This window comes from Gilliamella sp. LMG 34361 (genome assembly GCF_984569075.1).
Genome location: NZ_OZ474903.1, coordinates 2,004,561 through 2,030,366 on the forward strand (window position 1 = coordinate 2,004,561; position 25,806 = coordinate 2,030,366).

General features: G+C 34.8%; 24 protein-coding genes and 1 other annotated feature. Of the genes, 12 read left to right on the forward strand and 12 right to left on the reverse strand.

Annotation, left to right across the window (positions count from 1 at the left end):
- Positions 1-335 precede the first annotated feature (335 nt).
- The 4 genes from AC5LXI_RS09645 to AC5LXI_RS09660 form a co-directional block, all read right to left on the reverse strand.
- On the reverse strand, positions 336-1,481 hold the full coding sequence (locus AC5LXI_RS09645) for a class I adenylate-forming enzyme family protein (RefSeq protein WP_493442124.1): 1,146 nt from the start codon (positions 1,479-1,481) through the stop codon (positions 336-338).
- Positions 1,468-1,860 carry an AMP-binding protein gene (locus AC5LXI_RS09650; protein WP_493442125.1) on the reverse strand — a complete coding sequence of 131 codons (393 nt, stop codon included), beginning with the start codon at positions 1,858-1,860 and terminating at the stop codon, positions 1,468-1,470. Before AC5LXI_RS09650 ends, AC5LXI_RS09645 begins: the two co-directional genes overlap by 14 nt.
- On the reverse strand, positions 1,860-2,696 hold the full coding sequence (locus AC5LXI_RS09655) for an SDR family NAD(P)-dependent oxidoreductase (protein ID WP_493442126.1): 837 nt from the start codon (positions 2,694-2,696) through the stop codon (positions 1,860-1,862). Before AC5LXI_RS09655 ends, AC5LXI_RS09650 begins: the two co-directional genes overlap by 1 nt.
- Before the next feature lie 99 nt (positions 2,697-2,795).
- Positions 2,796-3,452 carry a TetR/AcrR family transcriptional regulator gene (locus AC5LXI_RS09660; RefSeq protein ID WP_493442127.1) on the reverse strand — a complete coding sequence of 219 codons (657 nt, stop codon included), beginning with the start codon at positions 3,450-3,452 and terminating at the stop codon, positions 2,796-2,798.
- 184 nt (positions 3,453-3,636) lie between these two features.
- On the opposite strand from AC5LXI_RS09660, the gene AC5LXI_RS09665 reads away from it, so the two are divergent.
- The 3 genes from AC5LXI_RS09665 (at position 3,637) to AC5LXI_RS09675 (ending at position 6,373) form a co-directional block, all read left to right on the forward strand.
- Positions 3,637-4,848, forward strand: a complete 1,212-nt coding sequence (locus AC5LXI_RS09665) for a Tm-1-like ATP-binding domain-containing protein (RefSeq protein WP_493442128.1) — start codon at positions 3,637-3,639, stop codon at positions 4,846-4,848.
- Between the two features lie 16 nt (positions 4,849-4,864).
- Positions 4,865-5,698, forward strand: a complete 834-nt coding sequence (locus AC5LXI_RS09670; RefSeq protein ID WP_493442129.1) for a phosphoenolpyruvate hydrolase family protein — start codon at positions 4,865-4,867, stop codon at positions 5,696-5,698.
- Positions 5,699-5,956: 258 nt separating this feature from the next.
- On the forward strand, positions 5,957-6,373 hold the full coding sequence (locus AC5LXI_RS09675; RefSeq protein WP_493442130.1) for a DoxX family protein: 417 nt from the start codon (positions 5,957-5,959) through the stop codon (positions 6,371-6,373).
- Positions 6,374-6,441: 68 nt separating this feature from the next.
- On the opposite strand, the gene AC5LXI_RS09680 is transcribed toward AC5LXI_RS09675, so the two are convergent.
- From AC5LXI_RS09680 to AC5LXI_RS09695, 4 genes are all read right to left on the reverse strand, one after another.
- Positions 6,442-7,317: a DUF4261 domain-containing protein gene (locus AC5LXI_RS09680; RefSeq protein WP_493442131.1), complete on the reverse strand. Its 876-nt coding sequence runs from the start codon at positions 7,315-7,317 to the stop codon at positions 6,442-6,444.
- 268 nt (positions 7,318-7,585) lie between these two features.
- A complete protein-coding gene (locus AC5LXI_RS09685) occupies positions 7,586-8,527 on the reverse strand; it encodes a zinc-dependent alcohol dehydrogenase family protein (protein WP_493442132.1) in 942 nt (313 codons plus the stop codon).
- Positions 8,528-8,791: 264 nt separating this feature from the next.
- Positions 8,792-9,382: a DUF4291 domain-containing protein gene (locus AC5LXI_RS09690; protein ID WP_110453365.1), complete on the reverse strand. Its 591-nt coding sequence runs from the start codon at positions 9,380-9,382 to the stop codon at positions 8,792-8,794.
- 292 nt (positions 9,383-9,674) lie between these two features.
- On the reverse strand, positions 9,675-10,832 hold the full coding sequence (locus tag AC5LXI_RS09695) for a hypothetical protein (RefSeq protein ID WP_086361908.1): 1,158 nt from the start codon (positions 10,830-10,832) through the stop codon (positions 9,675-9,677).
- 420 nt (positions 10,833-11,252) lie between these two features.
- Positions 11,253-11,378, forward strand: a sequence feature (His leader region).
- Between the two features lie 39 nt (positions 11,379-11,417).
- Here AC5LXI_RS09695 and hisG point away from each other — a divergent pair.
- From hisG to hisIE, 8 genes are read left to right on the forward strand one after another with little or no spacing between them, the layout of a single operon-like run.
- A complete protein-coding gene (gene hisG, locus AC5LXI_RS09700) occupies positions 11,418-12,317 on the forward strand; it encodes an ATP phosphoribosyltransferase (protein WP_493442133.1) in 900 nt (299 codons plus the stop codon).
- A gap of 4 nt (positions 12,318-12,321) precedes the next feature.
- Positions 12,322-13,623 carry a histidinol dehydrogenase gene (hisD, locus tag AC5LXI_RS09705; protein ID WP_493442134.1) on the forward strand — a complete coding sequence of 434 codons (1,302 nt, stop codon included), beginning with the start codon at positions 12,322-12,324 and terminating at the stop codon, positions 13,621-13,623.
- Between the two features lie 9 nt (positions 13,624-13,632).
- Complete coding sequence (gene hisC / locus AC5LXI_RS09710; RefSeq protein ID WP_493442135.1) at positions 13,633-14,688, forward strand: histidinol-phosphate transaminase; 1,056 nt, start codon at positions 13,633-13,635, stop codon at positions 14,686-14,688.
- 11 nt (positions 14,689-14,699) lie between these two features.
- Positions 14,700-15,767, forward strand: coding sequence for a bifunctional histidinol-phosphatase/imidazoleglycerol-phosphate dehydratase HisB (gene hisB / locus AC5LXI_RS09715; RefSeq protein ID WP_493442136.1), 1,068 nt, complete (start codon positions 14,700-14,702; stop codon positions 15,765-15,767).
- Entirely contained in the window at positions 15,768-16,355 is a 588-nt protein-coding gene (gene hisH / locus AC5LXI_RS09720) for an imidazole glycerol phosphate synthase subunit HisH (RefSeq protein WP_065613039.1), read from the forward strand.
- Positions 16,356-16,372: 17 nt separating this feature from the next.
- Complete coding sequence (gene hisA, locus AC5LXI_RS09725) at positions 16,373-17,110, forward strand: 1-(5-phosphoribosyl)-5-[(5-phosphoribosylamino)methylideneamino]imidazole-4-carboxamide isomerase (protein ID WP_493444285.1); 738 nt, start codon at positions 16,373-16,375, stop codon at positions 17,108-17,110.
- Positions 17,092-17,868: an imidazole glycerol phosphate synthase subunit HisF gene (gene hisF, locus AC5LXI_RS09730; RefSeq protein ID WP_493442137.1), complete on the forward strand. Its 777-nt coding sequence runs from the start codon at positions 17,092-17,094 to the stop codon at positions 17,866-17,868. Before hisA ends, hisF begins: the two co-directional genes overlap by 19 nt.
- Before the next feature lie 20 nt (positions 17,869-17,888).
- On the forward strand, positions 17,889-18,488 hold the full coding sequence (gene hisIE / locus AC5LXI_RS09735; protein ID WP_086320729.1) for a bifunctional phosphoribosyl-AMP cyclohydrolase/phosphoribosyl-ATP diphosphatase HisIE: 600 nt from the start codon (positions 17,889-17,891) through the stop codon (positions 18,486-18,488).
- A 65-nt stretch (positions 18,489-18,553) separates the two neighbouring features.
- Here hisIE and cysB read toward each other — a convergent pair whose 3' ends face one another.
- The 3 genes from cysB to matP all read right to left on the reverse strand — a co-directional run bounded on the left by cysB (position 18,554) and on the right by matP (position 22,793).
- Entirely contained in the window at positions 18,554-19,525 is a 972-nt protein-coding gene (gene cysB / locus AC5LXI_RS09740) for an HTH-type transcriptional regulator CysB (RefSeq protein ID WP_065578664.1), read from the reverse strand.
- 173 nt (positions 19,526-19,698) lie between these two features.
- The gene (gene topA / locus AC5LXI_RS09745) at positions 19,699-22,299 is read right to left on the reverse strand and encodes a type I DNA topoisomerase (RefSeq protein WP_493442138.1); all 2,601 of its coding nucleotides are present in this window, start codon (positions 22,297-22,299) and stop codon (positions 19,699-19,701) included.
- Positions 22,300-22,328: 29 nt separating this feature from the next.
- Entirely contained in the window at positions 22,329-22,793 is a 465-nt protein-coding gene (gene matP, locus AC5LXI_RS09750) for a macrodomain Ter protein MatP (RefSeq protein WP_493442139.1), read from the reverse strand.
- Between the two features lie 149 nt (positions 22,794-22,942).
- Between matP and AC5LXI_RS09755 the strand changes: the two genes are divergently transcribed.
- Positions 22,943-24,625: an amidohydrolase gene (locus tag AC5LXI_RS09755; protein WP_493442140.1), complete on the forward strand. Its 1,683-nt coding sequence runs from the start codon at positions 22,943-22,945 to the stop codon at positions 24,623-24,625.
- A gap of 54 nt (positions 24,626-24,679) precedes the next feature.
- Here AC5LXI_RS09755 and AC5LXI_RS09760 read toward each other — a convergent pair whose 3' ends face one another.
- Positions 24,680-25,468, reverse strand: a complete 789-nt coding sequence (locus tag AC5LXI_RS09760; protein WP_493444286.1) for a fructose-specific PTS transporter subunit EIIC — start codon at positions 25,466-25,468, stop codon at positions 24,680-24,682.
- Between the last annotated feature and the right edge of the window lie 338 nt (positions 25,469-25,806).

The following is a 25,806-nucleotide window of genomic DNA, read 5'->3' on the forward strand; positions in this document are numbered from 1 at the left end:
ATTTTTTGTTGTTGCGTTCTTATAACCATAGCTTTTTATTTGAAATTATATAAATTTTTTTAGTAAATAAAACGAATATTGATGTTATGACGCTTTAATAGGTTTTAGAAAATCTAGAAAATAAATTTTTCATCACAAGGAAATTTCCGAATAAAGATAATTGTACTAAATCAATCATACTAACTTAAAGAGGTATTGATAAACTCAATCTTCCTTTTATTTGAGAAAATTGATAAACAGTTTTCAATAGTTCGTAAAGATTGTCTTATTTTTTAATAGAATACTATTCAAAAAATAGCTGAGAATTTTGTTCATTTTATTTATTTAGAACTAGTTTAATCGATAAGTTGTTTTAATTTTTTTCTGTCTACTTTACCGATACTTGTTATTGGAAATTCGTCAACAATATATATTTTTTTAGGCATTTGAAAACGGGCAACTTTAGGTCTTAACCAAGCAAGAATTGTTGATTCAGTTTGAACGGAATTTGATTTTAAAACAACAATAGCAATAAATCGTTGGCCAAATTCTTCATCATCTAAACTCATAATCATTACATCTCTAATGTCTTCGTGTTTTAATAGATGATTTTCGATTTCAAAAGGATAAACATTTTCGCCACCTGAAACTATCATATCATCAACACGACCTTTTAAATAATAATAACCTTGATTATCTTTTTCAGCTAAATCTCCTGTTGCTATCCAATTTTTTCCAGCAATTGACCATGCACATTTTATAAAAAGTTCGCTTGGTTCATGAATTGTATTATTTTTTGAAATTAACTTAATACTCAATCCTTTTAATGGTTTGCCAATTGTTGTCGGATATTTACTTAAATCATCGGGTGTAGCAATCATACATATTCCAGCTTCAGACGTGCCATATAAATTAAATAACACTTTGCCTAATTGACTTAAGACTTTGTTAACTAAGGTTACAGTGATCGGTGCGCCACCGGTAATGATACAATGTAAGCTATTAAGTTGATGTCCAGAATAATTTAGTATTCGAGAAAGCATCAACGGTACTAGTGTAACAACCTGAATTTGATATTTAGCAATTATATTACAGGCAATTTGCGTTAGAAAACGCTTGGTGATAAACATCGTTGCGCCCAATAAAGTTGAGATACATAACGTTACCAGCCCAAAGCCATAATATATTGGCGTTGCTATATACACTTTGTTGTATTGGCTAAGTTTAAGTTTAATTAATAATTGATAAAAAGGACTGATAAAATTTTGCGCTTGGCTTTTGCGCGTTGCTAATTTAAAGTGTTGTGTAGTACCGCTCGTTAGTACTGTAATTTTCGAAAAGTGAGTCACTTTAAGTTTCACTGTTTGATTAAGCAAAGGACAATCTAATAGTGAACTGATGCAAACTTCTTTGTCATGCAATGTCGCTATCTTTCTGATTTCGAGTAAAGAGATAATTTCTGATAGTTCTGGATCATAAATTATTAAATCAATAATCGACATTATTATGGATATTTTTAAGTTGTTCCTTTGATAGTTCAGTATTAATTAGATAAACATCTGCCCCCAATCTTGCCAACGCAAAAAGCGCTTTAATCATAATAGAATGATTGTTTGCCATTACAGCAATTTTTTGACCTGGATGGATATCGCTGTAAATCGCTAATTGTTTAGCTAGATGTTGGGATTGATTATAGAACGTCAAATAATCAACTTCGATACCATTTTCATTAATAGCAATTTGTTGTGGAGATAATTTATGACGAACATAAAGTAATGCCATTAAATTCATACCAACGGTAGGTATACTTTTTAATAAAAACCATAATCCTTTAAAGGTTAATAATTTGGTTTTAACGAGTGCTAGAATAATATTAATCATTACTTATACTTCATATAGTAGGTTGTTAACTTAAGCCAAATTCCATAAAACAAAACCGATACTATTTGTCCGATAATCATCCACCATGGTTTATACTGTCGTTTCTTAGTTTGCAATAAACGACAAATAATGGTTGCGGCTTGAATAGGTGTTAATGCCGGAAAATATTGGTAGGCTTTCGTTGGCAAAATCATACGAGTTTTAACTAATGGTAAATAGGCTGTTGAAACATTGATATGCTGATTTTTAAGTTCTGGTGATGCACATTTTAACCACTGATCAAACGCTGTTTTCGAAGCTTGATAAGCTGCCCAATTTACCGTTGGTGCTAACAAAACATTTATTGCCGAAATGTTGATAATTTGTCCGTGCGATTGTGCCAATTTAGGTATCAATGCTAAACATAAGATAACTGGCGCTAAATAATTTAGTTTGATCGTTCTTTCAAAATCATGTCTACGATCAAGTGATTGCATAATTGATCGACAAATCGATATCCCGGCATTATTAACAAAAATATCAATGTGATAGGATTGAATAAAATCTAAAAATTCATTTAATTGTTTTACATCACGCAGATCAACTGCATATAATTCAATTGTTGCTTTTTGGTTAGATAAGGATATTTTAATCTCTTCTAATTTATCTTTTGTTCTGGCAACTAAGATAAGATGGCAATCAATATTAGCAATAAGTTTGCAGAGTGATTCACCAATTCCATAGCTTGCTCCTGTAATAATAATCGTTTTTTTATATAACTGTTCTTCAAGTTTTTGAAATTTAGGTTTAATTATAGGAAAAAGAATTTTATTAAGTAAATTAGCTAACAAAGTCATTTATTGTGCAATTAAAGATAAATATTTGACTAGTATAAAACAATTATAAAAAAACAACATGATTAGCATAATCAATTGTGTTATATATTTTATTTGAAATTAACTATTTTTAATTACTTTATCGCAACGTTCTGATTGAGCATCTATTTTGGCTTGGTTAATAATGGCTTTAGCTATCCATTGTGAAAGTGTGATTACTTGTTCATTATCAAAGTTCCAAATATCCTTCAACACCATTAAAATTTCTGAACCGTATATAATAGAGATTGAATATATAACTTTATCGTATAACTCTTGAGATAATTCTCCTTTAAGTGGCAATAGTAAGTTATATAAAATCTCCTTACGATTACCACGAACAAGTTTCTCTGATTGTTCGGAAATTTTTGAACGTTCAGTTGCCCACTGTTGTAAAGAAAGTCTTAATGCAGCTCGCAAGGCGCCCTCGTGCTTTAACATTTGTGGAAATGCAAATGCTAAAAAGTCATTTACACGTTCTTCTACTTTTTCTTTATCTGATTTCCAAAAAAAAATAGGGCCTAGTGATTGTTCAACCACAGCTGATACCAAATCACTTTTAGTAGGAAAATAACGATACGCAGTTGCTCTTGAAATACCACATTTATTTGATAATTCGGTAATAGATATATCATTACCTTGTTCTAAAGCCTCTATTGCAATTTGGATAAGATGCTCATAAGTACGTTTTTTAATACCGATATACTTATTCAATTTCAATGAACTATCTATTTTCATATTATTATTTTTAATGTATGTAAACGTTTGTATATTATACAACTTTATTTAATTAACTAAAAATTATTAAAAAAATTTAAAAAAAATGAGACTTAGGTCTCATTTTTAGCATATAATTAACAAAGTAGTAATCGCTAGTTAAGTAAGAGTATCGAGTTCTATTTTATCTGTTAAGGAGAAATGAATGGCATCGCATAACATGATTTACTTGGTCGCGACACTAGACACAAAAGGAGAGGAAGTTGTTTACATCAAACATTTATTGGATAAAAGAAATCTTGACAGTAAAATAGTCGATATCTCCACCAAACAACCCCACAATTTTAGTCATATAGCAGACATCAGCGCCAGTAATATAGCAAATTATCATCCTAAAGGTGAAAAAGCAGTTTTTGAAGCAGATAGAGGTAACGCCATCGTAGCAATGGCTGAGGCATTTAAGCAATTTTTAATAGCTCAAAATGATGTTGAAGCTATATTAGGTTTAGGTGGCTCAGGTGGAACCGCTTTAATTACGCCTGCAATGCAAACTTTACCAGTGGGCATACCAAAATTAATGGTTTCAACAATGGCATCAGGTGATATCTCCGGTTATATTGGCGCTAGCGACATTGCCATGCTTTATTCAGTCACCGATATTGCGGGCGTAAATGTTATATCAAGGAAAGTGCTAGCTAATGCAGCTAACTTTATTTCTGGAGCCGTATTATTTAAAACACAAGAACAAGTAGAAGACAAACCTGCTGTAGGATTAACTATGTTCGGCGTTACCACTACTTGCGTACAATCACTTTCAGCTAAACTAAATAATATATATGATTGTCTTGTCTTTCATGCTACAGGAAGTGGAGGCAAAGCAATGGAAAAATTAGCAGACAGTCATTTATTAAAAGGCGTACTCGATATCACTACCACTGAAGTTTGTGATCATCTATTTGACGGTGTACTAGCTTGTGATGATAATCGTTTTGAAGCTATTGCTAGAAGTCAGGTTCCTTACATTGGTTCATGTGGTGCACTTGATATGGTTAATTTTGGCAGTCCTGATACCATTCCAGAAAAATACCGTGAACGTTTATTTTATCCACATAATCCACAAGTTACTTTGATGCGAACAACACCAGAAGAAAATAAAATTATGGCTAAATGGATCGCTGCAAAACTAAATAAATGTCAAGGTGATGTTGTTTTTATTATTCCTGAAGGTGGATTTTCTGCACTTGATATTGAAAATGGTGATTTTTGGTCACCAGAAGCAGATAAAGCATTTATTGACGAATTCGAGAAATATTTTATTCAAACCGAAAAACGAAGATTAATAAAAACTCCTTATCATATTAATTCACCAGAGTTTTGCAACCTCGTGATCAACGAATTTAATAAGATAATGAAATAAGATAATGGAGAATATTATGAGTAGCAAGCGAGCTAAATTGCTTAAAAAATTCCATGATATGATTGCGAATGCACAACCTATTATCGGTGGTGGTGCAGGAACAGGATTGTCAGCTAAATGTGAAGAAGCTGGTGGAATCGATTTAATTGTTATCTATAATTCAGGTCGTTATCGCATGGCAGGAAGAGGTTCTCTTGCGGGCTTATTAGCTTATGGCAATGCAAACGAAATTGTTATGGATATGGCAAAAGAAGTTTTACCGGTTGTAAAACATACCCCTGTGTTAGCTGGTGTTAATGGCACCGACCCTTTTTGCCAATTTGATCAGTTTTTAGATCAAATTAAAGCTACCGGATTTGCAGGTGTACAAAACTTCCCTACTGTTGGTTTAATTGATGGTAACTTTAGAGCTAATCTAGAAGAAACTGGCATGGGTTATGCATTAGAAGTTGAGATGATTCGTAAAGCGAATGAAAAAGATCTTTTAACTACCCCATATGTATTTAGTGAACAAGATGCCATTGATATGACCAAAGCTGGAGCTGATATTTTAGTTCCACATATGGGCTTAACCACTGGTGGCAGCATTGGCGCTCAAACCGCATTAAAACTTGCTGATTGTGTTCCTTTAATTAATCAATGGGCTAAAGCTGCTAAAGCTATTCGTCCAGATATCATTATACTTTGCCATGGAGGACCTATTTCATCCCCTGAAGATGCAGAATATATATTACAAAATTGTCCTGATTGTAATGGTTTTTACGGCGCAAGTTCAATGGAACGTTTGCCGACAGAAACAGCATTAATGCAGACGACGCAAAGATTTAAGTCTATTCGACACCAACAATAAGTAAGCAATAACGGTGCGACAACTTGTCGCACTGCTATTTATTCTATTCTTAGATAAATAATTAATCTATATCAAAAAACATCTTAAATTTCAGTTATAAAAATTGATGATAGTTGTCTAATACTTTACTATTGATTGTTAACTGTGAGACAATCTCTATTGCTCTATCCTATGTTTAAAAAAGGTAATAACGTTTTTTAAGAAATCTTCATGAGTTTCATTATTGTTATTTTGCTAACTTAATATAGGAAACACAAAATGAAAGAATATCAAACTGATGTAGCTGCATTTATATTACGAATTGCTTTAGGTATGATGTTTTTGGCCCATGGTTTTACCAAACTACTTGTTCTAACTCCAGAAGGTACCGCAGAGTATTTTCATACTCTTGGATTTCCCGGTTTTTTTTCTTATATCGTTATCATTTTTGAAATTGGTGGTGGTGCACTATTGTTACTCGGTATTTTAACCCGTGCAGTAGCGCTAATAGCTTTCTTTCAACTAGCAATAATAACTATTGTACATTGGAGTAATGGTTGGTCATTTACTAATCCAGGTGGTGGTTGGGAGTATCCAGCTTTTATGTCATTAACGGCTTTTAGTTTGGCATTATTAGGAACTGGTCGATTTAGTGTTTTAGCAGGTAAAAAATATCCACAAATAACTCAACAATAAGATGCTAAGTATTTAGGAAAGGTAGCGCCAATTATTTATTACCTTTCCTAAAAATTGAATAGTTAAAATTAATTATTAATTTCAATTACTAAAAGATCATCTTGATCTTTTAAGAAATATTCATCATCTTGAGGCGCGCGTAATGACATCATACGATTATCACCCATTTCCATGGTATCGCCAGGATTCATTGTCGCTTGACTTTGTCGCAAATAATTTAAAATGTTACTGAACATGTCAAAATAATACTCACTTTCCTCATAACTATTGGCTAATGCTGCAAAATTAGGTAAACCAAATTTATTAGCACCATAAGTGCGCATCCAAATCCCTTTAATATTTTCTATTTCATATTTAACAAAACCACAAAACAATAAAGGTAAACATTCCCCTAAAGTGTTTAAACCATCTTTTTCCAAAGCTAGTGAACTAATAAAGTTAACTGGTAATGAAGTATGCGCATCCTCATTAATTACTGCGAGAGCATTAAATTGTTCAAAGCCTGCCGCTAAACAAGTTAAAGCTAAGTACTGCTCTAATACATCTTGTTCATAGCCAACATAATATAATAATAAATGACTATCACTTTCATAAACTTGTTGTTTTATTTCTTGACTATAACTAGCAGGAGTAACACATGCTTCTAATACAGCTTTAGGATAAGGCGCATTGAGACCAACTATTCTAATAACGTGTTTACCCCAACTCACTAAAATACACATATCTTCTTCAAGTTGTCCGAACGGTATTTCATATCGAATATCTTTTATGGTCGGATTAATCGATTTAAGTTTTGCTAATAATTCATCGTTATTAATATTAAGCTCACCGCTAAATACAATACTTAAGCTAACGGCATTTTCAATATCAGGATTTGGGACAATCGATTTATCCATCTGTTTTGATTCTGTTTTTTTACCAAAAAAGCGAGAAAATATACCCATTTTATATTCCTTATGACAACTATTTTAAATTAAATCCAATTTTGTGCATTTTATAGTAATTGACGCTATAAAACTTAAACAATAATATCTACATGTCTATATTAAGTAAATATTTTATTTATCATTTTTCACCATTGTAAATTTTTAAATTCAATAATCAAAAAAATCAATCAAACATCGAGTTCTAAGTAGTAATAATTTGCGACTTGGGTAAATGGCATAAATATTTAAATCCTATTAATTAATAAAATATTATAATATCTATATTTCAATCAAATGTTAATAATGGTTTATTGTTTCTATAGGGTTGCCGATAAGTTTTTATCGCTTCTTGCCAATCATTAAATTTAAATAAACTTACTACATTTAAATCAGTTACATCTAATATAGGCCATATATCATCGAACATCTTTAGCCATTGATGTTGACTTATTTGGTTTAAATAGTAACGAATATGAAACCAATGAACTTTAGGTAATCGCTTTTTAGGCTGAAAAAAAGCACCAGAAAGCAGACCATAAGAGACAAATTCACTTGAATCAGGCATATGCGCCAAAATTGTTTCCGCAAGCTCACCACCAACAGCATCAAAAACAATATCAGTTTGTCTGGCAAAATATTCGATAGTTTGCTTATCATCTTGCTTTATATGTTTGATTGCATATTTATTATAATATTGCGCATCATTATCAGAACGACAGATAACTGTAACAGATAAAGCTGCAAATTTTATTGCCAATTTGCATAGCAATTTTGCACAATCACTACCTGCCGCTGTAACAAGAATATGTTTTCCTTTGGGTAAAAACTGTTTAATCATCAGCCATGCTGCAACAGGGTTAATATATGCTCGTGCTGCAATCTTACTTTCAATATAATCGGGAACGGGAATAGCATACTCAGCTGGTGAATCAACCAAAGATTGCCAAGTACCCTCGCCTCTTAGCGGTAAAACGCGTTTTCCAATCAGATGTTGATAAGATAGTGGAGCTTCTATAACTTTACCTACTCCTTCATAACCAGCAATCTGTGGCAGTATGATACGATGCTGATAAGCGCCAGTAATTGGAATAAGATCGGAAGCATTGATGGGTGCATATAACATTTGAACTCTAACGCAATTTTCTTTTAAGGATGATTTATCTGCATATTCAAGCGTCAATACTTGTTCAGGTAGTCCAAATTTTCTATAAAATAATGCTCGATTCAATTAGCTATATCCATATTCAAGGTCGTTTTTCATTGAAGTTTTTATCATTTAGTCATTCTATTTTGCTCATTTCAAGGACAAAAAAATGACTTTTTAAAATTTTACTTATATTTGATGTATATTTCATGAGTTGACATAATATTCATTATTAACCAACAAACTCCTATATAAGCCAAACTTAAATCATATGATAAATATTCCTTGCCATTAAAAATGGCATAATTTTAATCTTAAAAAATCCAATAATTAGAAAACTGATTAGTTTTAATCAGCATTTATTATACGTTTGATTGAATCCGGTAAAGGATAAATTTTTTCAATAGGCAGCATTTCGCTTGCTTTTTCTATTTGATTATTAAGAATAAATTGATGAATTGACTTTACATAGTCAGTAATGTCGTCAATTTGAATAATCCAATCTTCAACATACTTTTTAACCGCTTCATTTTTTAAACCAATTTGTATAGATTTGAAATCCAAATTTTCAAGTCGAATATTTTTTTCTGGGTCCCATTGTACACGTACAGGAGTTTTGCTTAATTGTTCTTGCCAAATTGAATGATTGGAGTAAACAGAATTGTTGAAAGTGGATAAACATGCCTGTTTTAAAGCCCATTCAAAACCTTCGCGTTTTAATTTAATAGCTAAAATATGTTCTTGCCCCTCTTTTTGTGCCCATCCTGATCGATACATCATCCAAAGAAAAGAAGGTTTAATCCATGTCATTCTCTCTATTTTAAATGGCGGCACAAATGTTTGAGCTTTTATCGCTGATAAAGCTATCTCTTTTCTGTATGCTTGATAAACTGTTATTGTTTCTTCATCAAATACTGCTCTTATTTCTCTCTCTTTCATGCAATTCCTCGCAAATATTTCCATCACCCTACTTCTTTATGACCTGCAACAGGCAAACGTAGCAAACGGTCGAGATAGATCCCCATAATCTGTATAGAAGCAAAGCTATGAATTGATACCTAAAATATTCGAACGCTAATATAAGTCTCTTTTTAAAAAGATTTGATTGAATATTTAAGAGTCAATACTCGTTCCAATATACCAAATTTTCTATAATCTATAATCGCGCTCCGTTCAATTTTACTTATTACCATTTTTCATATTAATGATGACTAAAAAGTATAATATTAATTCATTTCACACTAAGAGCTTCAATAAAATCTTCTACTATTTGATGAGCTTTTTGCGCACCTTCTAAATTCATATCAATGAAAGTTTGATCATAAACTGGCATATTATTATCGTCATATTCATTTTCGATACTATCTCCAATATTGAATATATAGAAAACGGATACATTCCAATCTTGATTATACTCATAATTATAAGTACACCTTAAAACACTTTTACGGTAGCAATTAATTTCTAAAGCTTCTGTTTGCGGTGGCAACCAATCTACTTGAGGAATGATTAGTGTGTTTTCATGTTTATAAAATCTATGTAATTCTATGCCATTATTGAATTGTTTTGTCTCAAGCCAATCTCCATACCAATCTTCTGAATTTCTATTTCTCTTTATCTCCTTTATATTTTCTAATCTTTTCTGAAATGATTTAAGCCGAATACCACTAACTTCATCTTTATTTTTTTTCACAAATTCGATGTCTAAACTATCCAATTTTAAAAGTTCATTTTTTATATTACTGCAATAAGCGATTATTGCTTTAGATGTTGGATGAATGCATAAATTCCCTGAATTAATTCTAATTTCACTGATTTTGTCAATTTGATAGGCTTGAGTATGGGAAAACTGCTCACAAAAATCTTTTTCAGAAATATTTACAGAAGTAGAATCATGTAATTTTTTAATCCAAAATGGTGAATATTTGGAATTAGGATAAACTCGCAGAATAGTATCTTTAGACAATTCAACTAAACGTCCATTTTCTCTACATTCACTACTGGGTCTACTTTCTACAAATTCTACAACTATAGGAGCTATTAAATAGGCTGGCCAAAAGAAAGTACAAAATAATGGTAATAATACATAACTAAATATTGAAGCGAATTTACGTTTTATACCATAAGATTTTTTTGCTTGTAATTGGCATAGTCGAAGTATTATTGGAAAAACCATACCTGTTAATGTAAATAGAAAAATAATAAGATTGGTATGCATAAAGCAAAATATTAACCAAACAACCATTGGAATTGTAAAAATTGCTTTGATAATCCAATGCATCCGGACAAAAACAAATATTAACGAAAACGTATAAATACCATAAAAAAATGGTATCATGAAAAACCAAACAAAAATGTAACTATCGATATGATTAGCAGGATGATCCATATAAAATCCAATTTATAAAACTAGCTATAACAAAATTCCTTTCAGTTATGATTATCACGGATAAATATTTATGTCAAAAAATGAGGATTTTTTATTAATCCTCAAAAATTAAGAAAAAGTATTTTAACTTATTAATTTGTTTCAATGAATGATTCAATATCCATTACTGTTGCAAATCGCATCAATGCCGACATAAAGCTATTATGAACATCTGACGATGAAATAATATTACCGTTAAATTCAAGATCACGGAATGAATTAAGACAAAACAGATAATTAAAAAATTTGAATTTTTTATATTTTTTTAATAAATCGACAAAATTAAGTTGCTAGTTAGTCATTTATATTATATTTTGTACAACAGTTAAATTTAAAGGTTTTATTTTTTATGAATTGTTTTTGTGTTTTCGTTACTAAACATCATCATCACCATCATTCCTGAATAGTCTTCGGGCGATTGGTGCTGGAAGACAAAAGGTCTTCCGGTGATATCACGAAAGCATTTAGAGAACCCTCGGAAGATCAGTCTTCCGAGGGTTTTTTATTTGTGGTTTATAAATTTATTTAAACAAGTTGGAGAATAATATGTTGGATAATTCACGTTTACGTATAGCAATGCAAAAGTCGGGACGTTTAAGCGATGAGTCGAAAAAATTATTGGCACAATGTGGTATAAAAATCAATTTGCAAGAACAACGCTTAATTGCTTTTGCTGAAAATATGCCAATTGATATTTTACGAGTTCGAGATGACGATATTCCAGGACTCGTTATTGATGGAGTTGTCGATATAGGTATAGTCGGTGAGAATGTGTTAGAAGAAGAAGTTCTTGATAGACAAGCCGAAGGTGAAAACCCACAATATAAAACCTTACGTCGCCTTGATTTTGGTGGCTGTCGCTTATCAATTGCTGCTCCTCGTGATTTTGTTTATAGCGGACCAGAATGTTTAAATAATTTACGCATTGCAACCACATATCCTCACCTACTCCGCCGTTACCTTTCACAATACAATGTCAATTTTAAAACCTGTCTACTTAATGGTTCTGTAGAAGTTGCACCACGAGCTGGCCTTGCTGATGTAATTTGTGATTTAGTCTCTAGTGGAGCCACATTAGAAGCTAATGGTCTACAAGAAATTGAAGTTATTTATAAATCGAAAGCTTGTTTAATTCAACGAGAAGGTGAAATGTCGCCGATGAAACAAGCATTAATCGACAAAGTGATGACCCGTATTCAAGGGGTAATTCAAGCTCGTGAATCCAAATACATTATGCTGCACGCTCCAACAGCCGTTTTAGATCAAGTCGTATCATTATTACCAGGTGCAGAAAATCCAACCATTTTACCATTAACTGGCGAAAAAAATCGGGTAGCACTACATATGGTGAGTACTGAATCATTATTCTGGGAAACCATGGAAAAACTAAAAGCATTAGGTGCAAGTTCAATCCTTGTATTACCAATTGAAAAAATGATGGAGTAATCAAATGAAACTATCATATTGGCAACAATGTTCTAAAGAAAAACAAGCAGAATTACTAACTCGTCCTGCTATAGCTGCTTCTGATACTATTAGCCAAGCGGTTAAAGATATTTTGACGCAAGTAAAACAAAATGGCGATGAAGCTCTAAAAGAATTAAGTAATAAATTTGATAAAGTACAAATTAAGCAAATCAAATTAACTAAAGACGAGATAAAAACAGCAACTAGCCGTGTTAAACCAGAATTAAAACAGGCGATGCAATTAGCGGTAAGTAATATTAAAAAATTTCACCAAGCACAAGTTAGACAAACTATAACAGTGGAAACGATGCCTGGCATCAAATGTCAGTCAGTTACTAGACCAATTGATTCGGTAGGTCTGTATATACCGGGTGGTTCGGCTCCGTTGCTATCAACCGTATTAATGTTAGCCATTCCAGCTAAAATTGCCGGTTGTCGTAAAGTGATTTTATGTTCACCTCCACCAATTGCTGACGAGATTTTATATGCGGCTGAGCTTTGTGGTGTAACTGAAATTTATCAATTGGGGGGCGCACAAGCGATTGCGGCAATGGCATTAGGAACTCAATCAGTTCCTAAAGTCGATAAAATATTTGGTCCCGGTAATGCCTATGTTACCGAGGCGAAACGCCAAGTTAGCCAACGATTGGATGGCGCAGCAATAGATATGCCAGCCGGCCCGTCAGAAGTCTTGGTCATTGCCGATAGTTCCGCTAATCCGGCGTTTATTGCGGCTGATTTACTTTCTCAAGCTGAACATGGCCCCGATTCACAGGTTGTACTACTTACACCAGATGAGAAGATCGCCCAAGCAGTCTCAATCGAAGTTGATAAGCAACTTGCTCAACTTTCACGTCAAGGAATTGCTGAAAAAGCGTTACAAGAGAGCCGACTTATTGTTACTAAAGATTTAGAAGAATGTGTGAATATCAGTAATCGCTATGGACCGGAGCATTTAATTATTCAAACACAAAATGCTGATGAATTAGTTGATAAAATTAATAGTGCTGGTTCGATATTCTTAGGGAATTGGTCACCAGAATCTGCTGGAGATTATGCCTCTGGTACTAATCACGTATTACCTACTTATGGTTATACCGCTACTTACTCGAGCCTTGGTTTAGCCGATTTTCAAAAACGTATGACAGTACAAAAATTGACTGCTGAAGGGTTAAAAGCAATCGGTAATGCTGTTGAGCTAATGGCTCAAGCTGAGCAACTTACCGCCCACAAAAATGCCGTAACTATTCGTTTAGCTAAACTTAACTCAGATTCTGAAAAATAGGTGAATAAAATGGACATTAATCAATTAGTCAGAAAGAACGTACAAAAATTGACGCCTTATCAATCAGCTAGACGTATAGGCGGTAATGGTGATGTATGGCTAAATGCCAATGAATACCCTGTTGCACCCAACTTTCAGTTAACTGAACAAAACTTAAACCGCTATCCTGAAGCACAACCCGAACAAGTAATTAATCGTTATGCGCAATATGCTGGTGTTACCCCAGAGCAAGTGATTGTTAGTCGGGGTGCCGATGAAGCAATAGAGCTATTAATGCGTGCTTTTTGTGAGCCAGAAACCGATACTGTGCTTTATTGCCCACCAACTTATGGTATGTATCAAGTCAGTGCCGAAACACTAGGTATAAAAACCAAAACCGTACCAAGTAAATCTAATTGGCAACTTGATTTAGACCGAATTAAACAAAATCTAGACAATGTTAAATTGATCTATGTATGTTCACCTAATAATCCAACTGGTAATTTAATAGACCAAGATGATATTAAAACTTTACTTAAACTAGCCGAAAATCGCGCTTTAGTGATTATTGATGAAGCTTATATTGAGTTTTCTCCAAATTCAACAGTTGTGAGCTGGCTTGCAAATTATCCTCACCTAGTTATTTTACGAACTTTATCGAAAGCTTTTGCGCTAGCAGGACTACGTTGTGGCTTCACTTTAGCAAATAAACCAGTAATTGATGCTTTACAAAAAGTGATCGCTCCATACCCTCTCGCTACCCCAGTAGCGGACATTGCCACTCAGGCATTGAGTAAAGAAGGTATCGAAACGATGAAATTGCATGTCATCAATCTAAATAATCAAAAAGAGAAGTTTGCTAAACAACTTACTGCTTTACCAATTGTCGAAAAAGTTTATCCTAGTGAATCAAATTATTTATGCGTGAAATTTCAAAGTAATAAAGAGGTATTTAGCAAATTATGGAATGAAGGCATTATTTTGCGTGATCAAAGCAAATCAATTGGCCAAGATGGTTTTGTGCGAATTTCGATTGGTACACAAGCAGAATGTGAAGCAGTAATAACTGCACTCAAAGCGATATAATAGGAGCAAGTATGTTACAAAAATATTTATTTATCGATCGTGATGGAACATTGATAGTTGAACCCCCTATTGATTATCAAGTTGATAGTTTTGAAAAACTTGCATTTGAACCTAATGTGATCCCAGCACTACTAAAACTACAAGCAGCTGGTTACAAATTAGTTATGGTTACCAATCAAGATGGATTAGGAACCAGTAGTTATCCGCAAGCTGATTTTGATGGACCGCATAATTTAATGATGCAAATATTCGAATCACAAGGTGTTAACTTTGAAGATGTACTGATCTGCCCTCATTTTCCTCAAGATAATTGTGAATGTCGTAAGCCGAAAATCACTTTAGTTCTACCTTATTTAACCAGTGGTAAGTTAGATAAACAAAATAGTTACGTCATCGGTGACAGGGTCACAGATATGCAACTTTCTGAAAATATGCAAATAAAAGGATTACAATATAATCCAGAATCACTTAATTGGGATGAAATAGCCCAACGTTTAACCACAGCAGATCGTTATGCTAAAGTTGAACGAAATACCAAAGAAACCAAAATTTTAGTTGAAGTTTGGTTAGATAGACAAGGTGGCAGTCAAATTAATACCGGCATTGGTTTTTTTGATCACATGCTTGACCAAATCGCCACTCATGGCGGTATCAAATTAAACATTCAAGTAGAAGGCGATTTACATATAGATGATCACCACACTATTGAAGATACTGGTCTTGCCTTAGGCGAAGCACTAAAAAAAGCACTTGGCGATAAACGAGGTATCACTCGTTATGCATCAGTTATTCCAATGGATGAGTGTTTAGCAAAATGTGCAATGGATATTTCAGGTCGACCTTACCTCAAGTTTTCGGCGCAATTCAGTGATCCGAAAGTTGGCGATATGAGCACACAAATGGTTGAACATTTCTTCTATTCTCTAAGTTATACTATGGCAATTACCTTGCACATTGAAACAACCGGTGATAATGACCACCATCGTATCGAAAGCTTATTTAAAGCCTTTGCTAGAACACTCAAACAAGCGATTAAAATTGAAAGTGACAGATTACCTAGCTCAAAAGGAGTGTTATAGATGAAAATTGTCATTCTAGATACTGGCTGTGCTAATCTTTCCTCAGTCAAATATGCAATACAGAGATTAGGCTATAATCCGATTATTAGTCTTGATCCTGATACGGTACTCGAATCTGACAAACTATTTTTACCAGGGGTTGGTTCAGCTTCTGCTGCAATGCAAAAATTAAAAGAACGTAATTTAATTGAGCTTATCAAAGTCTGTACTCAACCAGTATTAGGTATCTGCCTCGGTATGCAACTTTTAGCTGATTATAGTAATGAAGGTCATGTCGATACCTTAGGTATTATTCACGAAAAAGTAGTACAAATTCCTGATTGTGGATTACCACTACCACATATGGGCTGGAATCAAGTCAACCCAAAAGCCGGACATCATCTATTTAGAGATATTCCTGATGGTGCTTACTTTTACTTTGTACATGGATACGCCTTACCATTATGCTCATCAACTATCGCAGAAACCAATTACGGCGAAAGCTTTACCGCTGCCGTGCAAAAAGACAACTTTTACGGTGTGCAATTTCATCCCGAGCGTTCTGGCTCAGCCGGTGCAAAATTGCTCAAGAACTTTTTGGAGATGTAACTATGGCAGTTTATCCTATTATCATTCCCGCGCTTGATTTAATTGATGGTACTGTTGTGCGGTTACATCAAGGTGATTATGACCAAAAACGAGATTATGGTAATGATCCTTTAGCTCGTCTACAAGATTATCAAAAGCAAGGTGCGAAACTATTACATCTAGTTGATTTAACTGGCGCTAAAGATCCGCAAGCTCGACAAATCTCATTGATAAAATCCCTGATTAATGGTGTACAAGTTCCAGTACAAATTGGTGGTGGAATTCGGACAGAAGAAGATGTTAAAGCATTATTATCAGCAGGTGCCACCCGCGTAGTTATTGGTTCAACAGCCATTAAACAGCCTGATTTGGTAAAAAAATGGTTTGATACTTATGGCCCTGAATCTTTGGTGTTAGCCTTAGATGTTCGTATTGACCAACAAGGTAACAAAAACGTCGCTATTCATGGTTGGCAAGAAGATTCTAAACAAACCTTGGAACAAGTTATTGATGATTATCTACCCTATGGCTTGAAACATGTACTATGTACAGATATTTCCAAAGATGGAACGCTAAGTGGCTCTAATGTAAAACTATATCAAGAGATCAGCCAAAAATACCCAACTATTGCTTTTCAAGCTTCTGGCGGAATTGGACAATTGGACGATGTTAAAGCGTTACAAGAGAGCGGTGTTGCAGGTATCATCGTCGGTCGAGCATTACTCGAAGGCAAATTTACAGTTCAGGAGGCAATTGCATGTTGGCAAAAAGGATAATACCTTGTTTGGATGTCCGTGATGGACAAGTTGTAAAAGGAGTACAATTTCGTAATCATGAAATCATTGGTGATATTGTACCATTAGCCAAACGCTATGCCGAAGAAGGGGCCGACGAATTGGTATTCTATGATATTACGGCCTCATCCGACGGTCGAGTAGTTGACAAAAGTTGGGTGGCAAAAGTTGCTGAAGTAATAGATATCCCCTTTTGTGTCGCTGGCGGTATAAAAACGGTTGAAGATGCAGGACAAATCTTAACTTTTGGTGCGGATAAAATTTCAATCAACTCTCCTGCATTAGCTAATCCGAGTTTAATTACTGAATTAGCGGATTGTTATGGAGTGCAGTGTATCGTGGTGGGGATTGATACTTGGTATGATAAAGATTCCGATAGTTACCATGTTTATCAATTTACCGGCGATGAAAAACGCACAGTGGCAACCAAATGGAATACGCTTGATTGGGTGCAAGAAGTACAAAAACGAGGCGCAGGTGAAATAGTGCTAAACATGATGAATCAAGATGGTGTCCGTAATGGTTACGATCTAAAACAACTAAAAACAATTCGAGAAGTTTGCCAAGTACCACTGATTGCCTCTGGCGGCGCAGGTACGATGGAACACTTTTTACAAGCTTTTAAAGAGGCCAACGTTGATGGTGCTTTAGCCGCTTCCGTCTTTCACAAACAAATAATTAATATTGGTGAACTTAAACAATATTTAGCTCAACATGGAGTAGAAATCCGATTATGTTAACTCAACATTCCCAAATGCAAATAGACACTAAACAACTTGATTGGCAAAAAGTTGATAATTTAATGCCGGTTATCATACAACACTATGTTTCTGGTGAAGTGCTTATGCTTGGCTATATGAATCAAGAGGCATTAACTCAGACACAAACGAGTGGCAAAGTAACCTTCTATTCGCGTACCAAACAACGCTTATGGACCAAAGGTGAAACATCAGGTAACTTTTTAAATGTGGTAAGTATTTCGACCGATTGTGATAATGATACTCTACTGATTTTAGTTAATCCAATTGGCCCTACTTGCCATACTGGAACAAATAGCTGTTTTAACAATAACCAAACTGAATGGGGCTTTTTATACGATCTAGAACAATTACTTGGTGCTCGTAAAAATGCTGATCCTAAATCATCTTATACGGCAAAACTCTACCATGATGGTACCAAGCGTATTGCCCAAAAAGTAGGAGAAGAAGGTGTTGAAACGGCACTTGCAGCTACAGTACACGACAAAGAAGAGTTAAAAAATGAATCAGCCGATTTAATCTATCACTTATTGGTCTTACTACAAGATCAAAATCTGTCAATGCAAGATGTCATTGCTATTTTAAAAGCTAGACATAAATAACATTAGTCACCAAGCATAATCTGTTGTGCTTGGTGTTTAAAATTTATAAGCAAAATATTTTCCTACTACCGAACTGGTAACTTGATCCCATTAAACATAGCCTGTACTGCCACATTATTTTCACATAAGATAAGTCTATCAACTGTTTGCCTATTTAAATGTGCCGAAAACTGATTAATAAAATCATACATATAATTGCGTAGAAATAGCGAACGAGCAAAGGCAATATAAGTAGTACTATATGGAAATATATGCCCAGCATTAAGTACCACAAAATCACTATCAGATCTTTCGTTAACCGCCATTTTTGCGACAATGCCAACACCTACCCCTAACTTAACATAAGTCTTAATCAGCTCCGCATCAGTGGTACTAAAAACAATATTAGGAATTTGATTGGCTTTAATAAAAGCTTGATTCAAATCAGACCCATCATTAGAAAAGTCATAACTGACTAAAGGATATTTAGACAATTCGTCGATAGTAATTAAACTACTTTTAGCTAATGGATGATCTTTCATTACAATCACCGCTTGGTTCCAATGATAGCAAGGTATAGCAATCATATCATCGCTGAGTTCAGATAAATCAGTAACGATAGCAAAATCAGCCTGCCCTGTTTGCGCTTGTAAGAGACATTGCGGCGATGATCCTTGCTCCATATGAAGTGTTATACTAGGATACTGTTGCATGAATTGCTGAATAACAATTGGTAAAGTATAACGAGCTTGAGTATAGGTTGTTGTAATGGTTAATGAACCTTGATTAGGCTGGCTAAACTCTTTAGCTAAAATTTTAATATCTTGTGCTTTATTTAAAATCTCACGGGCTAAAGCAATAATTTGCTCACCAACTGGCGTAACTTCTGAAAGATGTTTACCTACACGGGTAAAGATTTGTACATTGAGCTCATCTTCCAATAATTTAATCTGCTTACTGATCCCAGGCTGAGAGGTATAGAGTTTTTCAGAGGTAAGTGACACATTTAGATCGTTATTGACGACCTCAACAATATAACGCAGTTGTTGCAACTTCATGACAAAGGCTCCTTTAACTGTATACCTTTCCCTCTTTTTAAAACTATTCAAAAAGTCAAAAAGAGGGAAATCGTAAGGTAATTCCTTTCACACTTTAGCACAAAACGGCTTTTTTATACTAAAACGGCTACTTAACCTGACCGATTCATTAATAAACGACCAGGTGTTCTTACCTATTTTTTACTATTAACCCATTTACCATGAACATATTGCATCACCCAACCGGTAGATTTGCCGTTCACTTCAGAAGTGACATATTGTTCCTTACTTTTACGACTAAAGCGAACAACACTCGGATTACCATTTGGATCATGACTTGGTGCTTCGGTTAGATAAATGAACTTTTCCGGTAAACGATATTTAAAGCGTTGTAACTCTTCAATTAAAGGTGCACGAGTTTCTCTAGATTTAGGAAAATTGTGCGCCGCTAAAAAGATACCTGAAGCGCCATCTCTAAGTACAAAATGCGCATCTGATTTAGTACATTTTAATTCAGGTAAATCAACTGGATCTTCTTTAGGCGGAGCTACATCACCATTTTTTAAGATTTTACGCGTGTTTTTACAATCTTGGTTAGTACACCCCATATAAAGCCCAAAACGGCCTGATTTGAGGTGCATTTCTGAACCACATTTTTCACATTCAATAATTGGACCATCATAACTTTTTACTTTAAATGTGCCCCTTTCAATTAATGAACCATCACAAATTGGGTTATTACCGCAAATGTGCAACTTACGCTCATTATCCAGCAAATAGCTGTCCATCGCTGTATGACATTTTGGACAACGTTTAAGTGCTCTTAATGCATTAGTTTCTGCTGTTTCCGCTTCTTCCAAAATGTTCAATGTTTCATGTTCAGGAATTAAGTTAATTGTCTGTTTACAACGCTCTTTAGGTGGCAGAGCATAACCAGAGCAAGCTAAAAACACCCCGGTTCCTGCAGTTTTAATTCCCATTTCACGCCCACAGTTAGGACATTTAATTTCCGGCGTTAAAACTAACGGATTTAATTGCATTCCACCATGTTCTGGATCTTGTTCTGCAATTTCAAGATGCTGACTAAAATCTTCAAAAAATTGATCTAAAACTTCGCGCCATTCTTGTTTTTTATTCGCAATCTCATCAAGCGCATGCTCCATACGTGCGGTAAAATCATAACTCATAAGATCATTAAAGTTTTCAGTTAGTCTATCAGTAACAATCTCTCCAATTTTTTCCGCATAAAAACGACGATTATCTAATCGAACATATCCACGGTCTTGAATGGTTGAAATGATCGTTGCATAAGTAGAAGGACGACCAATTTCTCGCTTTTCCAATTCTTTTACCAAAGAGGCTTCATTGTAACGGGCAGGAGGTTTAGTAAAGTGTTGATCAGGATTTAAACTGAGTAGTTCTAAAATATCTTCAACCGATACTACTGGTAACATCTTGTCTTCATTATTTTTACTTAACTGGGATTGTACTTTTGTCCAACCATCAAAACGTAAAGTGCGACCTTTCGCTTTTAAAGTAAAATCACCCGCTTTAACAGTTACTGTGATAGAGTTATATTCAGCTGAAGTCATTTGGCAGGCAACAAATTGACGCCAAATTAATTGATACAACTTAACAGCATCAACTTCTACATCACTTAGGTTTGTTGCTTGAATATTAACATCTGATGGACGAATAGCTTCATGTGCTTCTTGTGAATTTTTCTTACTTGTATAAACATTCGGTGATTTAGGTAAATATTTATCACCGTAGTTTTTGCCAATATAATCTCGAACCATGTTTAATGCATCTTGACTCAAATTTGTTGAGTCGGTACGCATATAAGTGATATATCCAGCTTCGTATAAGCGCTGCGCTAACATCATTGTCTTCTTCACTCCAAAGCCAAGACGGGTACTTGCCGCCTGTTGTAGAGTTGAAGTAATAAATGGTGCGGTTGGATTACTTTTCGTCGGTTTTTCTTCAATTTTGGTAACTTGATATTGCTTATTATTTAGCTCTGTCAACGCAATATCGATAGCCACTCGATCTTTTGGTTCGAACGCATCATCTTTATAATGCGTAACTTGCATAGTTAATTTTTCTTGATTAGCTGTTTTTAAATCAGCATAAAGCTCCCAATACTCTTCAGGAATAAAGGCATGAATTTCACGTTCTCGTTCAACGACTAATCGTACCGCAACTGATTGAACACGACCGGCAGACAAACCTCGTGCAACTTTTTTCCAAAGTAATGGCGACACCATAAAACCAACCACGCGATCCATAAATCGTCGGGCTTGCTGAGCATTAACTCGATCCATATCCAACATGGCAGGGTGTTTAAATGCATTTTGTATAGCAGTTTTAGTGATCTCATTAAACACAACGCGACGATACTTATCATCACTACCGCCAATAACATCTTTTAGATGCCACGCGATGGCTTCCCCTTCTCTATCCAAGTCGGTTGCGAGATAAATCATATCCGCATCTTTGGCTAACTTTTTAAGTTCATCAACTACCCGTTCTTTGCCTGGTAAAATTTCATAATGTGCTTCCCAACCATTATATGGGTCAACACTCATACGATCGACTAAAATCTGTTTTTCAGATCGTTTTACTTTCTTCTCAGCTTTATCTTTGCTGTTTTTTTCATTGCGGTGACTACTACCACTTACTGGCAGATCTCGAATATGCCCCACGCTTGATTTAACCACGAAATCTTTGCCAAGGTATTTATTAATCGTTTTTGCTTTTGCTGGTGATTCCACAATAACAAGGGATTTTCCCATAATTAAACCTATTTATCCTGTAGTTTAAGTTATTTACTGTCTAAATTATCGTCAAGTAATGACAGTAAATCATCTTTAATTGTCGACACTTTACTTGCATATTGCTCTTTTTGCTCTGCATCTTCAATTAATTGCGTAATTGTTTGTGACAACGTACATCCTCGGCGTTTAGCTAAATTAGCTAATCTTTGCCAGACTAGAAATTCCAAATCAATAGACTTTTTACGTGTATTTTGTTGCTCAGCATTAAAATGCCTTTTTCGCCTTGCCCGAATGGTTTGCTTCATGCGATTATCTAAATCGGGATTTAAATGCTGCTTAATCCAGTCAACGACAGCTGTCGGTTTGTGCTCTAATAATAGTAGTTCATTTACGGCTTGCTTGGCTGCACTCTTCTCAATATAACGAGTGATTGGTTCACCTTCTAAATGTCTTTTTACTAAATAGTGCCACTTCCAACCGCATTCAAGGTTTTCTAATTGTTGGTATTTCATAAGCTCACCTTGTGACGCTGTAACTAAATACATTAGTTGTAGCATAATCTTGGCACACAATAAAGAAAATTATTGCATTTGACAAATTTTTTATAAATCTGCTATCGTTCACGCTTCACTTTGAACTTCTATTTAAGGAATCAAAAATAATGGCAAAAGCCGATGTTATTTATATTAATGGTTACATATACACTGCTGACAAATACAATACAGTTTGTGAAGCGATTGCAATTCGAAACGGCTATATTATTGCAACAGGCACCACACAAGAGATAAATAACACTCAATATATTGATAATCGCACTATAATCAATGATCTACAAGGAAAAACCATGATGCCTGGCATTATTGACGCCCATTTACATACTTTTTGGGGCGGCATGCAATTATCATCATGTAACCTAAATTATCAGAGCTTAACGGTTGATGACACTTTAGCCATTATACAACAATATTTAGATAATGATTCCACTAAAAATAGTACCAATTGGCTACAAGTTCGAGGTTGGTTACGTCAAGAGGTATTACCAATTGGGACCGACATAACCCGCTTTGATCTTGACAAACTTAATACCAAGCGCCCAATTATTCTATTTTCGAATGATTGTCATACACTTGTTGCTAACAGCATTGCTTTAGATAAATTTGGACTAGACCGTAATACGCCAGAGCCTCCTGATGGCAAAATTGGACGTACTAAAGATGGCGAGTTAAATGGAATATTAGAAGATGCCCCTGCAATGCGTGCATTTGACAGTATTTCTAAACTTACCGATGAACAAGCCGTAAAGATTGCTAAATTATCACAAACTGAATTAAATAAGCAAGGGGTAACTTCAGTAATGGATGCTCGTATTACTGAAACCCAAGCCAATGCGTTTTTAAAATTACAACAACAAGATGAACTCTCAATACGGTTATTTGGTGCTCGTGAATTACCACCTGGTGATGTCGGTTCTATTGAAGACATACCTGCTGTAATTGAGCGTGTAAAGCAGTTTGCTAAGCGTTATAACGACAAAAACTGGCAACCAAAACCGGGAATTAAAGTATCGCATACCAAATTATTTGTCGATGGTGTGATGCAAGCGCCGTTAATGACAGCACGATTACTTGAACCTTATCAATTAGAAAATGAAAAAGATCGCCTTGGTGATCTCTATTATTCCACAGAAATGCTAGACGCTTTGATACTAGAATCCTCTAAAGCAGGATTTCATCCCCATATGCATACCGTTGGTGAAGGTGCGATTGAAGTGGTTCTCAACGCGATCGATAAGATGCGAAAAGCACTGCCAGATGCAGATATTCGCCCTAGTACTGCACATAATGAACTCAGTGCTAAGCATCAATTTGTCCGTTATAAACAATTAAAAGCCAGTGTGGTATTCTCATTCCAATGGGCTGGCTGTAGCTCGGCAATGGTTGAACAATACCAAACTCTGTTTGGTGCTGAACGTTATAATGGTTTAGAAGCCCACGGTCAATATATTGATGCCGGCGTAAACTGCGCCTTTGGTAGTGATTGGCCAATTGATCCACTTAACGAATGGTATGATTTCCAAATCGCAATGACTCGACAAATTGACGCTGAACATCCACGCTTGAATAGCGATCGCAATTTGACTGTTATTGAAGTCCTACGATGTGCAACAATTGGTGCGGCTTATATGTTAAAACAAGATGAGTATATCGGCTCTATCGAAAATGGGAAATTTGCTGATTTGATTATTTTAGACCGCAATCCATTTACCATTCCTGCAACGGATATACAAAACGTCAAAGTACTAACCACAATTGTTGGTGGCAAAACGGTTTATCAACAAACCTAATAAACCTTAAACAAATTCACTACCCCGCCAATAGATCGGGGTAGTTTTTTATTACTAGTCAGCATCAACAACAACATCACCTTCAACTGCTGGTTTTCGAGTAAAGTGTAAAATCGCAGCAATAATAAACGCTCCGATAAACATATCAATCACATACCACATTGCACCTTTGGTTACACCACCAAGTGCAACTAAACCACCAAATGCAACTAAAGAATCAATACCATTAATCATACCTAGCATACCCGCAACGGCAGTACCTACAACGATAGCAAGAATAACTCGTTTAGGATCTTTAGCAGCGAATGGTATCGCGCCTTCGGTAATACCAGCTAACGATAAAAAGAACGCAGTAATACCAAACTCTTTTTCTTCTTTGGTGTATTTAGAACGTGATACCAGTAAAGAAGATATTGCTAATCCTAAAGGAGGAATAGCACAGCACATACGAAACACACCATTAGGACCATAAACACCTTCCGCCATAGCAGCTAACGTAAAGGCTGTCGCCGCTTTACTACAAGGTCCCCCCATATCAAGCGCAGCTAGAACACCGATTCCAATACCTAAAAATGCAGCGTTAACTTCTGACATACCTTTTAAGGTTTCCACCATCGCTTTTACGAACCAATCAAGAGGATAAGACAGGCCATAAATATAGATAGGTGCCATGACCAATAATGTCACGGTTGGTATGATCATCACAGGCATAACCGAAGCAATAACCGGATGGACCTTAACAGTTTTGAACCATTTAACAAAATAGCCAATAAGGACACCAAAAATCATTGCACCAATAAAACCGGTAGATACTAATAACGAACAACTTATTTGAAAGAACATCACTAGTTAATTCAACAGGTAGAACGGGGATTGGTTCCATAATATATCCTCTTAATTAATCACTGTTTTCTCTATAATCTTTATACACGATTTTTAATTAAAAATATAATTGTTTATAAAATGGTTTATAATTTTAATAATCAGATCGCATAATTAATTTACCAATCAAAGCAAGTAATAATACTAACTGTCCGTCGCCATATATTTTTTTAATTCGAAAAAGCACACAGATCGTCCAAATTTATAATCTTTACTAAAAATTAGCTTGCATAATTATAATAATGTGGGAGAATTCCCTGCCGCTTTAAGCGGGTAAAAAGGCAAAACTATACTTAGTA